This is a genomic window from Citrobacter sp. Awk 2 (assembly GCF_028069815.1).
GTDB lineage: Bacteria > Pseudomonadota > Gammaproteobacteria > Enterobacterales > Enterobacteriaceae > Citrobacter.
In genome coordinates this window covers 1-14,872 of record NZ_JANEWL010000020.1, presented here as the reverse complement: position 1 = coordinate 14,872, position 14,872 = coordinate 1, and the positions used below count along the sequence as shown (strand labels likewise).

At 52.5% G+C, this 14,872-nt stretch carries 13 protein-coding genes; 4 read left to right on the top strand and 9 right to left on the bottom strand.

The window, feature by feature from the left end; genetic code table 11:
• Positions 1–11: 11 nt before the first annotated feature.
• The 4 genes from ubiC to malK all read right to left on the bottom strand — a co-directional run bounded on the left by ubiC (position 12) and on the right by malK (position 4,274).
• Entirely contained in the window at positions 12–509 is a 498-nt protein-coding gene (gene ubiC, locus NNO02_RS07780) for a chorismate lyase (RefSeq protein ID WP_005132668.1), read from the bottom strand.
• A 180-nt stretch (positions 510–689) separates the two neighbouring features.
• Positions 690–1,637, bottom strand: coding sequence for a maltose operon protein MalM (malM, locus tag NNO02_RS07775; RefSeq protein WP_202037176.1), 948 nt, complete (start codon positions 1,635–1,637; stop codon positions 690–692).
• 113 nt (positions 1,638–1,750) lie between these two features.
• Entirely contained in the window at positions 1,751–3,073 is a 1,323-nt protein-coding gene (locus NNO02_RS07770; protein WP_271454528.1) for a maltoporin, read from the bottom strand.
• Positions 3,074–3,164: 91 nt separating this feature from the next.
• Positions 3,165–4,274, bottom strand: a complete 1,110-nt coding sequence (gene malK, locus NNO02_RS07765; RefSeq protein WP_005132674.1) for a maltose/maltodextrin ABC transporter ATP-binding protein MalK — start codon at positions 4,272–4,274, stop codon at positions 3,165–3,167.
• A 361-nt stretch (positions 4,275–4,635) separates the two neighbouring features.
• Between malK and malE the strand changes: the two genes are divergently transcribed.
• From malE to xylE, 4 genes are all read left to right on the top strand, one after another.
• Entirely contained in the window at positions 4,636–5,826 is a 1,191-nt protein-coding gene (gene malE, locus NNO02_RS07760) for a maltose/maltodextrin ABC transporter substrate-binding protein MalE (protein ID WP_003031680.1), read from the top strand.
• A gap of 130 nt (positions 5,827–5,956) precedes the next feature.
• A complete protein-coding gene (malF, locus tag NNO02_RS07755) occupies positions 5,957–7,501 on the top strand; it encodes a maltose ABC transporter permease MalF (protein WP_271454527.1) in 1,545 nt (514 codons plus the stop codon).
• Positions 7,502–7,515: 14 nt separating this feature from the next.
• The gene (malG, locus tag NNO02_RS07750; RefSeq protein WP_016155340.1) at positions 7,516–8,406 is read left to right on the top strand and encodes a maltose ABC transporter permease MalG; all 891 of its coding nucleotides are present in this window, start codon (positions 7,516–7,518) and stop codon (positions 8,404–8,406) included.
• 335 nt (positions 8,407–8,741) lie between these two features.
• Complete coding sequence (gene xylE, locus NNO02_RS07745) at positions 8,742–10,217, top strand: D-xylose transporter XylE (protein WP_271454526.1); 1,476 nt, start codon at positions 8,742–8,744, stop codon at positions 10,215–10,217.
• A gap of 40 nt (positions 10,218–10,257) precedes the next feature.
• Here xylE and psiE read toward each other — a convergent pair whose 3' ends face one another.
• The 5 genes from psiE to yjbE form a co-directional block, all read right to left on the bottom strand.
• The gene (psiE, locus tag NNO02_RS07740; RefSeq protein WP_003031674.1) at positions 10,258–10,668 is read right to left on the bottom strand and encodes a phosphate-starvation-inducible protein PsiE; all 411 of its coding nucleotides are present in this window, start codon (positions 10,666–10,668) and stop codon (positions 10,258–10,260) included.
• A 175-nt stretch (positions 10,669–10,843) separates the two neighbouring features.
• A complete protein-coding gene (locus NNO02_RS07735; RefSeq protein WP_271440978.1) occupies positions 10,844–12,940 on the bottom strand; it encodes a YjbH domain-containing protein in 2,097 nt (698 codons plus the stop codon).
• Positions 12,940–13,677 carry a capsule biosynthesis GfcC family protein gene (locus NNO02_RS07730; protein WP_271449298.1) on the bottom strand — a complete coding sequence of 246 codons (738 nt, stop codon included), beginning with the start codon at positions 13,675–13,677 and terminating at the stop codon, positions 12,940–12,942. The genes NNO02_RS07735 and NNO02_RS07730 overlap by 1 nt, the downstream gene beginning before the upstream one ends.
• A complete protein-coding gene (locus NNO02_RS07725) occupies positions 13,674–14,312 on the bottom strand; it encodes a YjbF family lipoprotein (RefSeq protein ID WP_271440980.1) in 639 nt (212 codons plus the stop codon). Before NNO02_RS07725 ends, NNO02_RS07730 begins: the two co-directional genes overlap by 4 nt.
• Before the next feature lie 119 nt (positions 14,313–14,431).
• The gene (gene yjbE / locus NNO02_RS07720) at positions 14,432–14,674 is read right to left on the bottom strand and encodes an exopolysaccharide production protein YjbE (RefSeq protein WP_003826562.1); all 243 of its coding nucleotides are present in this window, start codon (positions 14,672–14,674) and stop codon (positions 14,432–14,434) included.
• Positions 14,675–14,872 lie beyond the last annotated feature (198 nt).

The window sequence follows — 14,872 nt, the reverse complement described above, 5'->3', positions numbered from 1 at the left end:
TTATCTTCCTCTCAGTACAACGGCGATGCAGGCAAAAAAAGCTCGGTAAGCATCAGCGGCTTACCGCTCAGCCGCAGGCGGGAACGGCGTCCCCACAGCGCTGCATCACGGCCAATCTCAATAAAATCGCGGGTCAATGTCGATGATGTAAACAGATAGCGCCCGAGCGGGGTTTTCCCCAGATTTTGCAAAGCCAGTTCGGGGCCGCACAAGGTGGATTCCGGCACGACAGTCCGACCGGCAAGCCACGGCTCACCATCCGCGCATAACAGGATTTCCCGCAACCAATAGCGGGATTCTGCCGGCAACAGCGTCAACTCTTCAGTGACCTCATTTTGCCCAACGAATCCTTCTCGTATCAATGTTACGGTGACCTGTTTTCCCTGCTGCTCAAAACGTTTGGTCATGGAATCTTCCAGTAACAACCAGTCGAGCAATTGAGGGTCAAGCGACGGGATCGCATCAAAATAACGCAGAGCACGCAGTTGCGTTAACGCGGGGTGTGGCATGCCTTACTCTCCGATTCATAACCTGAGGGCATTGTATCGCAGAAAAGGCTTTGCGGGGTGAGCAAACACGATTAAGTGATCGGTAGGGCAACATAAGTGTAACAAGTAGCATCGAAGGATAAAAAAAGGTGCGCCAGGAGACGCACCAGTTGTTGCAAAATCAACAATGTGGGGAGATGGTTACCCCTTGCCTTTTACACTGCTGATAAAGGTGGAACGGGCAGATTTGGATCCCAGACGTTCAGCTTCATCAAGCAGCTTCAGCGCTTTATCAACATCACCTTTCGCCACGGCATCCTTAATCGCCTGGTTAAAATAGTTCTCAGTGTCATTCAGCACCGGTTCACTTTTCTTCACAGGTTGCGGTGCCGGCGCGGCTACCGCGGCAGCCGGAGCCGCATAGGCCACTGCAGGCGCTGCGGTATTACCCACCGTCACCGGACCCGGGCCAGAGGAACCAAATAACGGCCCAACCAGCACGCTGGAGGTGCTGTTAGTTTTCACCTGCAGTTTCACCAGACCATCGGTAGTATGGCGGGCAATCGGGTCCGGAATATCCGGAACAGCGTTGCCCACACCCTTGGCATACGCTTTCGCCGGGTCAAGCAGCGTGGTGGTCTGTTGGAGATCTTTATCAGTAGTAAAGACCAGAACATAAAGCTTCTGCTGTCCCAGCGCTGGCGTCAGACGCATCACGCCTTCCAGGCGATCCGCACTCATCACACCCGGAGCCTGGTAGGTAAAGTAACTGCTGGGGAAGAACGCAGATGGCGTCATGTTCTGATCAAGAATTAAGACGTTTGGCGCAAATACACTGGTTTGTTTGTTAACTTCACTGCTCAGCGTCAGGGTCAGTTCACCAATGTTGGCCGGTACGCTATAGGCGGCAACCGGGCCGCTAATACCGGCAATGTCCAAACGCTGCCCCGCTGTCGCCAACGGAGTTGACTGGGTTTTCGATTGGTCGACTGGCGTCCAGGCCAGCTGTTGCAACGCAGCCGTCGGAATCGACGGTGCAGCGGCGGTGTCCTGCGGAACGATATTCACATCGGCCAGGCTGATTCCAGGGACGCTGGCAAATAACCCTGCCGATAAACAAAGGGCAACGAGACTTTTCTTCATTTTCATTGTTATCACCTCAGATAGCATGGGTTCAGCGGTGGCCAGGCAATAGCGCGCTAAACCGTAAGTAAGAGGGGCTTACGCCCCTCTTTAGGTCATTACGTCAGGTTAATGCTGGATTACCACCAGATTTCCATCTGGGCACCGAAGGACCACTCATCATTGTCGCCACGGCTGTAGGTTTTCGCACTGGTATCTTTGTAAGCGATACCGTTGTCATAACCCCATTTTTCATCCCATTTCGCATAGGTTGCGAAGACACGGATTGCCGGACGAGACCAGATGCTGTCGCCTGCCTGCCACTGTTGCGCCAGGGTGATTTTGTACTGATTGTTGGTGTCATCAGTTTTCTGAGACTTAACGTTGTCGTAACCGATTTCCATCAGGGTGCTCATGATCGGCGTCCATTTGAACATCGGACGTACACCCACGGTGTACCAGGTTGTACCGTTATTATCATCACGGTCGATATCCTGATACATACCGACGTACATCAGGTCCCAACGCTCGCCGAGAGAAATAGCACCGTGGTCGAGAATACGTACCAAACTGCCATTGTTATTGATATTACCGTTGACTACACCGATTTCGGTGTCTTTGTTGTAGTCATTACCGGTATAAGACCCCTGCGGAATACCTTTACCTTGGGTCGTCATCGCGTCGGTTGCGTACTGGACTACAAACTTGTTATAGCCCTTCAGCATGCTCTGGGTATGTTCAGCAGTGAACATCCAACCATCTTTCGTTGCGCCATCAGCATAGCTGTAGCCGTCTGTTTTATTTGCACGACCATAGTCAACACCCAGTTCCAGCATGCCGTCCGGGTTAATTTCCATTTGTGCTAAACGGACGTCGAATACGTCGTTAGCAGTATCTTTAAAGTCGTGATAGGTATTGTTGCTGGTGAAAATGTAAGAACCGCCCGCTTCCTGAGAACGGGTTGCGGCCAGAGACAGCTTACCAAAGCCCAGATCGATGTTTTCAATACCGGCACCAGGACCAGAGATATCCCAGTAGTAGAAGTCAATCATATGGACGTCATGACGCTGATAGAAGCGCTTACCGGCCCAGATGGTGGAACCCGGCAACCATTCAATCAGGTTTTTACCCTGCACGTTCGCTTCACGGAAAGCAGGATCGGTCGCTTCCCAGTCATTCTGCTGAGATACAGAGTAGGCAACGTTAGTGTCGAAGTAGAAGCTCTTGTCGCCCTCTTTCCACACTTCCTGTCCCAGTTTTAATTCCGCATAGGTTTCACATTCGTTACCGAGACGGTATTTACTTTGGGCACCGGTTGCCTGGAAACATTGTTGTTCGCCGCCACTACCCGTCCAGCCGATACCGGAACGAGCATAACCATGGAAATCTACAGCCATTGCCTGAACAGACATAATGCCTGCTGCCACAGCAACCGCCAGAGGGAGTTTGCGCAGAGTAATCATCGTTCTATCTCCTGAGATCATTGCTTTTCTTTAAACGCTGCCACCTTCTGCAACTACGAATGGTTTTGCGTTTCGTTTTTTTATGGGGACCTTAAACGCCCGGCTCCTGATGCAACCGACGACATGCAGTGCCATCCTCACGGAACAGATGGCAACGCTCTGGCGGCAGGCCGATAGCGAATGTGGCACCCTCTTCTACCAACACCACGTCGTTCTGGCGGTAAACCAGGTTCTGACGGATGGCGGGGATCTGGATATGGATTTGAGTTTCGTGACCCAACTGCTCGACTACCTGTACTTCACCTTCGAGGGTGACATCAGCAATATCGCTGGGCAGCAGATGTTCCGGGCGGATACCTAAAGACATATTGGCGCCGACCTGCACCGCACGGCTTTCCACTGGTAGCCATATTTGCTGGCGGTTAGGCAGCTCAACCTGAACTTGATCGATCGCCGTTGCTGTCACTTTCACCGGCAGGAAGTTCATCTTTGGCGAACCAATAAACCCGGCAACAAAGCGGTCAGCCGGGTAGTGGTACAGCTCGAGGGGTTTACCAACCTGCGCGACGCGGCCGGCATCCAGCACCACAATTTTGTCGGCCAGGGTCATCGCTTCGACCTGATCGTGGGTGACGTAAATCATCGTGCGACCAAGACGCTTATGCAGGCGGGAGATTTCGATGCGCATCTGGACGCGCAGTGCGGCATCGAGGTTTGACAGCGGTTCGTCCAACAGAAAGACACGCGGCTCTGCAACCAACGTACGGCCAATTGCCACACGCTGACGTTGCCCACCGGAGAGCGCTTTGGGTTTGCGCTCCAGCAGATGGGCCAGTTGCAGCACCTCCGCAACCTGATTAACACGCTGGTTCATCACCTCTTTTTTCGCGCCAGCGAGTTTGAGGCCGAATGACATGTTTTCGGCGACGGACAAATGGGGATACAGCGCATAGGACTGGAAGACCATCCCCACACCACGTTCGGCGGGTGGAATGTCGTTCATCCGGGTCTCCCCGATAAACAAATCACCACTGGTAATGGTCTCAAGTCCGGCGATCATACGCAGCAAGGTTGACTTACCACAGCCTGACGGTCCGACAAACACCACGAATTCCCCTTCGTGAATGTCGAGATTGATATCTTTCGATACCACCACGTCACCCCAGGCTTTCGTTACATTTCGCAGCTGTACGCTCGCCATGCCCTTCTCCCTTCGTTACAACCTGTCATCGACAGCAACATTCATTGATGGATTGACTATGCGTTATCCCTTAACGGCGTGAATCCTCCACCCCCCAGCTTTTTTATGGGGGAGGAGGCGGGAGGATGAGAGAGCAGCGTCTGAGACCCTGGCTACCTGCCTCAGAGGAATTTCGTGATGCAGCCTGCAAAAATCAGTGGGTTTTTATGTGCGCCAGTACGCATTACTCACATTTATGTAACACAGATCACATAAAGAACGGGTGGGGCGTAGGGGTAAGGAGGATGGAAAGAGGTTGTCGTATAAAGAAACTAGTAACCGTTAAGCCACCTCTGCAAAATCACCAAACAGGATGGGAACTATGAAAATCAAAACTGGCGCACGCATCCTCGCATTGTCCGCATTGACGACGATGATGTTCTCCGCCTCGGCTCTCGCCAAGATTGAAGAAGGTAAGCTGGTTATCTGGATTAACGGCGATAAAGGCTACAACGGCCTCGCTGAAGTGGGCAAAAAATTCGAGAAAGACACGGGTATCAAAGTCACCATTGAGCACCCTGACAAGCTGGAAGAAAAATTCCCGCAGGTTGCCGCGACCGGTGATGGCCCGGACATCATCTTCTGGGCGCATGACCGTTTTGGTGGTTACGCACAGTCTGGCCTGCTGGCTGAAATCACGCCGGACAAAGCGTTCCAGGACAAACTCTATCCGTTCACCTGGGATGCCGTACGCTATAACGGCAAGCTGATTGCCTACCCAATCGCGGTTGAAGCACTGTCACTGATTTATAACAAAGACCTCGTTCCGAACCCGCCAAAAACCTGGGAAGAGATCCCTGCGCTGGATAAAGAGCTGAAGGCGAAAGGTAAATCTGCACTGATGTTCAACCTGCAAGAACCGTACTTCACCTGGCCGCTGATTGCTGCCGACGGTGGTTACGCATTCAAGTTTGAAAACGGTAAGTACGATGTGAAAGACGTCGGCGTGGATAACGCTGGCGCGAAAGCCGGTCTGACCTTCCTGGTTGATCTCATCAAGAACAAACACATGAACGCGGATACCGACTACTCCATCGCCGAAGCGGCCTTTAACAAAGGCGATACCGCGATGACCATTAACGGCCCGTGGGCATGGTCGAACATCGACAAGAGCAAAATCAACTACGGCGTAACGCTGCTGCCAACCTTCAAAGGCAAAGCGTCTAAACCGTTTGTTGGGGTACTGAGCGCCGGTATTAACGCCGCCAGCCCGAACAAAGAACTGGCGAAAGAGTTCCTCGAAAACTACCTGCTGACCGATCAGGGTCTGGATGAAGTGAACAAGGACAAACCGTTGGGTGCCGTTGCGCTGAAATCCTTCCAGGATCAATTAGCAAAAGATCCACGCATCGCTGCCACCATGGATAACGCCCAGAAAGGCGAAATCATGCCGAACATCCCGCAGATGTCAGCGTTCTGGTACGCCGTTCGTACCGCAGTGATCAACGCAGCCAGCGGTCGTCAGACTGTTGATGCTGCACTGAAAGACGCACAGGGTCGTATCACCAAGTAGTGCTGTAGCACACGTGCCGGGTGGCGGCATAAATGCCTTATCCGGCCTACAACTCACCGTAGGCCGGATAAGCGCAGCGCCATCAGGCACTTTTGCCGACAGATGTTCAATGTTGTAGAGGAAGATCCCCATGGATGTCATTAAAAAGAAACACTGGTGGCAAAGCGACACGCTGAAATGGTCAGTGATGGGTCTGCTTGGGCTACTGGTCGGTTACCTTGTTGTTTTGATGTACGCTCAGGGGGAGTACCTGTTTGCCATCATGACGCTGATTTTAAGCTCTGCTGGCCTGTATATTTTCGCTAACCGTAAAGCCTATGCCTGGCGCTATGTTTATCCTGGTGTCGCGGGGATGGGGCTGTTTGTTCTGTTTCCGTTGGTTTGCACCATTGCCATTGCCTTTACCAACTACAGCAGCACTAACCAGCTGACCTTTGAACGCGCTCAACAAGTCCTGATGGAGCGTTCATATCAGGCGGGCAAAACCTATAATTTCGGCTTGTACCCGGCGGGTGATGAGTGGCAACTGGCCCTTACCGACGGTGAAACAGGAAAAAATTACGTTTCCGATGCCTTTAAATTTGGCGGCGAGCAGAAACTGCAACTGAAGGACGCTGATACACTGCCAACTGGCGAACGCGCGACGCTGCGTATTATCACCCAAAATCGTCAGGCGCTGACGCAGTTAACGGCCATTCTGCCGGATGACAGCAAAGTTATCATGAGTTCGCTGCGTCAGTTCTCCGGCACACAGCCGCTCTATACGCTCGCTGATGACGGTACGCTCACCAATAACCAGAGCGGCGTAAAATACCGGGCCAACAACGATGTTGGTTACTATCAGGCAATTAACGCTGACGGGAGTTGGGGTACAGAAAAACTCAGTCCAGGCTATACCGTCGCTATTGGGTGGGACAACTTCACCCGCGTCTTTACTGATGAAGGCATCCAGAAGCCATTCTTCGCCATCTTCGTCTGGACAGTGGTGTTCTCAGTCCTGACGGTAATCCTCACCGTTGCGGTAGGGATGGTTCTGGCCTGTCTGGTGCAGTGGGAATCCCTGAAAGGCAAAGCGATTTACCGCGTCCTGCTTATCCTGCCCTACGCCGTACCGTCGTTTATCTCGATTCTGATTTTCAAAGGATTGTTCAACCAAAGTTTTGGTGAAATCAACATGATGCTGAGCACACTGTTTGGCATCAAACCGGCCTGGTTCAGCGACCCAACCACCGCGCGCTCGATGATTATCATCGTCAACACCTGGCTCGGCTATCCGTACATGATGATCCTGTGCATGGGTCTGCTGAAGGCGATTCCTGATGACCTGTATGAAGCATCAGCAATGGATGGCGCCGGTCCGTTCCAGAACTTCTTTAAGATTACGCTTCCGCTGCTGATTAAGCCGCTAACGCCGCTGATGATTGCCAGCTTTGCCTTTAACTTTAACAACTTCGTGCTGATTCAACTGTTGACCAACGGTGGCCCGGACCGACTTGGCACCACCACGCCTGCCGGTTATACCGACCTGCTCGTGAGCTACACCTACCGTATCGCCTTTGAAGGCGGCGGCGGTCAGGACTTCGGTCTGGCGGCGGCGATTGCCACGCTGATCTTCCTGCTGGTAGGCGCACTGGCGATCGTGAACCTGAAAGCCACACGTATGAAGTTTGATTAAGGGAGACAACGAACATGGCTATGGTACAACCCAAATCTCAGAAACTGCGTCTCTTAACAACACACCTGCTGCTGCTGATTTTTATCGCGGCGATCATGTTCCCGCTGCTGATGGTTATCGCTATCTCGCTGCGCGAAGGTAACTTCGCCACTGGCAGTCTGATCCCGGAAAACATCTCCTGGGAGCACTGGAAACTGGCGCTGGGCTTTAGCGTAGAGCACGCGGATGGTCGTGTGACGCCACCACCTTTCCCGGTGCTGTTGTGGCTGTGGAACTCAGTGAAGGTGGCCACCATTACTGCGATCGGTATTGTGACGCTCTCCACCACTTGTGCTTATGCCTTTGCCCGCATGCGTTTCCCGGGCAAAGCAACGCTGCTGAAAGGGATGCTGATTTTCCAGATGTTCCCGGCGGTACTGTCCCTGGTGGCGTTATACGCGTTGTTTGACCGTCTGGGCCAATATATTCCGTTTATCGGTCTCAACACCCATGGTGGTGTGATCTTCGCTTATCTTGGCGGCATCGCACTGCATGTGTGGACGATTAAAGGCTATTTCGAAACCATTGATGGTTCGCTGGAAGAAGCGGCCGCGTTGGATGGCGCAACGCCGTGGCAGGCTTTCCGCCTGGTGCTGTTGCCGCTCTCGGTACCGATTCTGGCGGTCGTGTTTATTCTGTCATTCATTGCCGCCATTACTGAAGTCCCGGTCGCATCACTGCTGCTGCGTGATGTGAACAGCTACACCCTTGCGGTAGGCATGCAGCAGTACCTCAATCCACAGAACTATTTGTGGGGCGACTTTGCCGCCGCAGCTGTACTTTCCGCCATTCCGATCACGCTGGTATTCCTGTTGGCACAGCGCTGGCTGGTCAACGGCCTGACCGCGGGTGGTGTGAAAGGTTAAGTTTCATCAAAGTAGTTGTGTTACCCCGCCCGGCAACGGGCAATGCCACTGCAACCCTCAACTTATGTTATCCCAACCTGTGACTGTTATTCGGCGCTCTACGGAGCGCCCTTTTTTTATGTTATTTTGCATTGCCGTTATGATTATTTCCTTTCGTGCTCTCCATCACTGCAATTCAATTCTCCACCTGACTGGCAACATATTAAACAGAGCTAAGATCACAGAAAAGACAAAACGTAATTGCAATGTAAAAAATGATAATTGTCTTCCCTGCCTGTTAAATCCACCATCTCCAATACTGATAAAAAGAGCTGTATCGTCTAAGGCAGGTCTGAATGAATACCCAATATAATTCCAGCTATATATTTTCGATTACGCTAGTTGCTACATTAGGAGGTCTATTATTTGGTTATGACACTGCGGTCATATCCGGTACGGTAGAGTCCTTAAATACTGTTTTTGTTGCCCCACAAAACCTCGGTGAATCCGCCGCTAACTCGCTGTTAGGTTTCTGTGTTGCCAGTGCACTGATTGGCTGCATCATCGGCGGCGCGCTTGGCGGGTATTGCAGTAACCGCTTTGGTCGCCGGGATTCGCTGAAAATCGCTGCGCTGTTATTTTTTATTTCCGGCATCGGTTCCGCATGGCCAGAATTAGGTTTTACCACCATTAACCCCGATAATGCTGTACCTGTTTATTTAGCAGGGTATGTCCCCGAATTCGTTATTTATCGCATCATCGGTGGTATTGGCGTAGGTTTAGCTTCCATGCTTTCACCTATGTATATTGCTGAGCTGGCTCCGGCACATATTCGTGGAAAACTGGTTTCCTTTAACCAATTCGCGATTATTTTTGGCCAGTTACTGGTGTACTGCGTTAACTATTTTATTGCCCGTTCTGGCGATGCCAACTGGCTGAATACCGATGGCTGGCGATATATGTTTGCCTCCGAAAGTATCCCCGCCCTGCTGTTTTTACTGCTGCTGTATACCGTACCAGAAAGCCCACGTTGGCTGATGGCGCGCGGCAGACATGAGCAGGCAGAAGGTATTCTGCGCAAAATTATGGGTAGCACACTCGCCACTCAGGCAATGCAGGAGATTAATCAGTCACTTGAGCATGGACGCAAAACCGGTGGTCGTCTGTTGATGTTTGGTGCAGGCGTGATCGTCATCGGCGTGATGTTATCCATCTTCCAGCAGTTTGTCGGCATCAATGTCGTGCTGTACTACGCACCGGAAGTCTTCAAAACGCTTGGAGCCAGCACCGATGTGGCGCTATTGCAGACCATTATTGTCGGTGTAATCAACCTCAGCTTCACCGTGTTGGCTATCATGACGGTGGACAAGTTTGGTCGTAAACCGCTGCAGATCATTGGCGCACTCGGCATGGCAATTGGGATGTTCAGCCTCGGCACTGCATTTTATACGCAGGCTTCCGGCCTGGTGGCGCTGCTGTCGATGCTGTTTTATGTCGCAGCATTCGCTATGTCCTGGGGACCGGTGTGTTGGGTGTTGCTGGCAGAAATCTTCCCCAATGCGATTCGCGGTAAAGCACTCGCCATTGCGGTCGCAGCCCAGTGGCTGGCGAACTACTTCGTCTCCTGGACCTTCCCGATGATGGACAAAAACTCCTGGCTGGTTTCCCATTTCCACAACGGTTTCTCCTACTGGATTTACGGTTGTATGGGCATTCTGGCGGCGCTGTTCATGTGGAAGTTCGTACCGGAAACCAAAGGTAAAACACTGGAAGAACTTGAAGAACTGTGGGAACCCACAGCAGAGAAAGCCAAACCCGTCTCTGCACAATAAGACTGACCTGCAACACGCCGCCCCAACGGCGTGTTGTTTTTTACTCTCGCTTCAACCGCTTCGAGTTGCACAGCCACAGGGTGATCACCAGCAGCAGGATCGCCGCAGAGTAGATCAGCACATCCATGGGTGCTTTATGATCGACAATGATCAACCGCACAATCGCAGTGATCCCGATATAGACAAAGTAGCGCAGCGGAAAGTGAAACCCTGACTGAAAATACTTCACAATCAGCGCGATAAATTCAAAGTACAGAAAGTAAACCACCAGTCCTTCCACCAGCTCATATTTGCTGGTTTGTTCCGGCGCGAACAACACATCTGCCAGATGCAGCGTTTCTTTCCCGAGGAATACGACCAGGATCAGGCCCAGACTCAGCAGCCCCAGATTCAGCACGGTCTGCAAGATGGTGGAGATAAACTCCACGCGCGGACGAGATAGCGACGTCATAACAGCACCTCTTACTCAGTGGCGAGGTTCCTGTATAACGCAAAAATGTGACAGAGATCTACATTTTTTGTTTAGATTTTGTTCGCACAACGGTTCTTGCCGGATGGCGGCTTTGCCATATTCGGCCTGCCGTAGGCCCGGTAAGCGTAGCGCCACCGGGCGATCAACATTCACATCAACGGAAGTTCTCACTCCTGTCACTGGTCATATCGTACAAACCAAACTTACGCCCAAGCTGCTGACCACCATCACGCGTTAACGGTGTCCAGCCTATCGCTGCACGGCTGCGGGTTGGACCAGAGGAGAAAAGATCCAGCGGCACGGAAACGTACACCCCTTTGGTGAAATCCCCCTCTCCGTACTCGTCCGGCGATGCATTCGTGATAGTCGCATAGCCGCCAACTATCACACCGCTATCGAAGCGTTTCGCAATTTCCAGCGTGCCGCCTTTATCACCCGCCAGATACTGCCCCACGCTGGCTTTCACCAGAACATCCTGAGCAAACGAAGGATTCCAGTACGCCGTCAAATGCCCGGTCTTCACGCTGTAGTCGGTGAACTTCATCATGTCCTGTGCGCTACGCCAGTCACGCTGTTTCACGTAGTTGGCGTCAATGCCAAACGCCCAGTTGCTATCCAGCGGACGATACAATACTTCCGCGCCCGCCCCGCCGTACATGGTTTCCAGATAACCGCCGTAAACCTGTCCATAGAATCCGTTTCCAAGTGACTGGAAGTAATTGGCCTGCAGGTTATTCACGTAGACGTCGTTCTGTACATACTCACGCACATGGGTACGCACCCGCGGTAAATGCGAATCCTGCGGTGGGTTAGTGTAGTTAAACTTGTCGTAGTTATTGGCGAGGTTGGCAAACAGGCTACCGGTGGTCAGCAGGTGATCCGTGACCCACAGATCCGCCGTTCCCATCACGCCCAGTTGATACATATAGAAGTTTTCCGGGCCACCCACCGACTGGTTAAGTACCGGATCGATGTGAAAATCGAAACGTGATTTGTCGATATACCAGCCCTGCTCGGTAGTATTCGGCACCACGGGCTCAACGCGTTTTTGCGCCAGTTGAGTTTCATGACCCAGCGGCTCGCCTTCCAGATGGCGCTTGAGGCTGGAAACCTCCGTTTCGGTCGTCACCTGCGGTAAGTTCAGGCGATTTTCCGTAATGCGGATCGTGCGGATCCCGTCAGGGAGATCGTTCATCACGATCCGGTTGGCGCGTTCGATCCCTTCACGCGAATCACGGTATTTCACCTGTTCACCGGTGACGTATAGCGTATCGCCCTGCACCTGAATTTTAGGGTCTGCCAGCCCAGCGTTATATTTCAGCAACGTTAGCTGATTCGCCACCACAGAATGTTGCAGGATGGCATCCTGGGGCTGGGGCTGATATTTCGGGCGGGCATTGTCATTATACGCGGGCCGCAGATCGTTAAAGTTGGTACGCAGCGTGAAGCCAAACATAACAGTGTTGCCACGTTCGTAGCTGAGGTTAACGTCGGCCCAATCGGTGACGCGATAAATAGCGCCGACGTTAAACTTGCTCTTCTGATCCAGCTTACCCGCAAAATCCTGCTGATAATTATTGCCTTCATACTCCAGCTTCAAACGCAGCGGCTGCCAGGGGGTTTGATATTCCACACCGCCAAACAACGATGCCGGACCATGGAACATCTGACTACCATCGATAGAACCCGCCTGTTTGTAGCTATTGTCGCGATAACAGAATTTATCGCTGTAGGAACACAGCGGGTTGCTGACGTTGCCGCTGGTCCCCAGGTAGCCCCAGCCAAGACCCAGTGAGAAATCAAACGGTCCCCAGGCTTTACTCGCCACAATGTACTCCGCATCAAACAGACCGGTTCCACCAATATCCCGTGCACCAACCGCGACCTGCGGCATCCAGTAACTCTCTTCCCACAACCGCAGTTTGAGGTCAAACGCCTTATCCTTGTATGTCTGATCGCCAGAAAACGACTCTACACTGCTGTACTTTTTGGTGCGAACATCGGTATAACGCAGCGTGGTTTCCAGCCAGGGGAAAAGCTGCACCGACCCTGAGTAGTAACGGTATTGATCGTTATCGCGGTAGTTGAGGCTCATTTCGCCCTCACGCGCCATCCGCGCAGTCGGGGTTTGCAGCAGCCCCACGCCGCCAAAATCGGACTGTGATGGTCCAACAGGTGCAGGCCAGGTTTCACCGTGGCAGGCAACGCTCACGCCCAGCGCCAACAGGCTGAGCAGATAAGTTTTTCTCATTATTCAGGGATCCGCTGAGTCAGAGTGCGAAGAACATCGGCATTGATTTCATCCGGAACGTTGCTCCAGACGGCTTCGGAAAGTCCGACAAAAATGATGCTGCCGGGCATCGGCTCAACGTGGCGTTTGTTCCAGTAAGCCACCGGCGCTTTCTGCATATGTCCGTCGGGATAGACCACCCACGCATAGCTGCGATCTGCACCGCTGAGCCGATGTTGTTCAGCGAGATAACTGGCCACATCACGGCCGGGCATAAACGGTTGTTTACCCGGACGACTTAGTAAGCCAAATAGCGTTATCTCCGTTGGCTGTGGACCAACCCACAGCGAGTAATTGCCCTGCAACGGCGGGTTGCCTCGTTCGCTGACGCGCACAACATCCGGGTCGAGGTTAATCTTCTGTCTGCCGGTTATCTTCACTGCCTGAATCTGCTGGCGTAGCGCGTTAATCGCTGCAGCATCCTCACCACTTTCCTCTGCACTCAGCACTGCCAGGCGCGCCAGTAATGCCTGCTGCTGGCGTTGTGCCGAGATAGTGGCTTGCGCTTCACCGAGAACCGCTGCCGGCCACCAGCTGTTGCTTAATCGTGGCTGCCCCACCAGGTCGATCAGATGTTCAGCACCGGTCAACATCTGCGGTTCTGAGTGGCCTGCGATCATCACTTTTACGTCACCTGCGGCAAAAACAGATGACATACTCAGACTGACGAGCAACGCGGTAATTGTCCGTTTCATCATGGTTTTGCCGCCTTAATCAGCGTGGTTTTCACCAGGAAGAAATGTGCACCCAGATACTGCTCTGACTGACGGATTTGCCCTTCATTGTCGATCCAGTAGCGGTTATGCCAGTGCGCCTGATCGGTCGTCACCTCTTCGTCCAGCACCCGAACCGCGGTCTCTTCGCTGCCCACGCTGATGCTATCAGGGCCATCCCATTTGAAAATCGAGTGGGCAGTGGCGTAACGGACCTGTTGATGCTCAGTCCAGCCCATCGTTCGGGTCCACGTTGCGCCATCGACTATCTGATTGGGCTTGATCAGTGGATCCGCCGCCAGATTATTCACCTCGATCAGGTTGTCGCCACCGAGTTGCGTTTTCACCAGTCGCCCATGCTGCGTTACGAGAATGGCCCGATCCTGAGTCACCCATTTCTGCTGCCCGTTTTCGGTAAAAGCGAGCACGACAAACAGCCGGGGACCACCGTTGAGCTGCATATACTGGCTGGCGTAGGGCATATTGTGGATATCATCATCCGTCATCAGAACGCCAGGTGACCCAAACACACTCTCCCACAGCGAATGACCCAGCCCTTCGGTGGTAGCTGAACACGCTTGTAATAACAGGCAAACCAATATCAGCGCTGGTCGCTTCACGACGCTTCTCCGCATTATTGCCGGGTGATGCTATGTTTACCCCGGCCTACAAATCCCACAGGCTTATGGCAATCCAAAATAACCACACCGAAGTGTGGTTATGGTTAAACGTACCGGTATTACTGGGTACTGGTGGTTGTGGTGGTGGTGGTTCCGGTATTAGAACCATCGCCACCACCGGTTGCCGCCAGGGCGACCCCCACCGCAGAACTTACGGTGCTCACGCTGGTTGCGGAGGAACTTCCTGCCGAAACCGACGCTGCTGCCGACCCTGCGGCCTCCCCCACCTGAACGGGGGCGGCATAAACAGAGGTCGCCGCAAGCGCAGATATAGCCCACAGGCCATACAGAACTTTTTTCATCACAAATTCCCTTCATTGCATGAATGGAGATTTACCCAAAAGAATTTCAGGCGAGATCGAGTATACACAACCAAAGTATGCAAATTAGACCGGCCGGATATTTAGGATAATTAGATGGCAAGAAATGAAATTATTATCCACTTATAACAAAGTTAAATTAATCAATCAGTTAAAATATATAAATAAAAAACACAATAC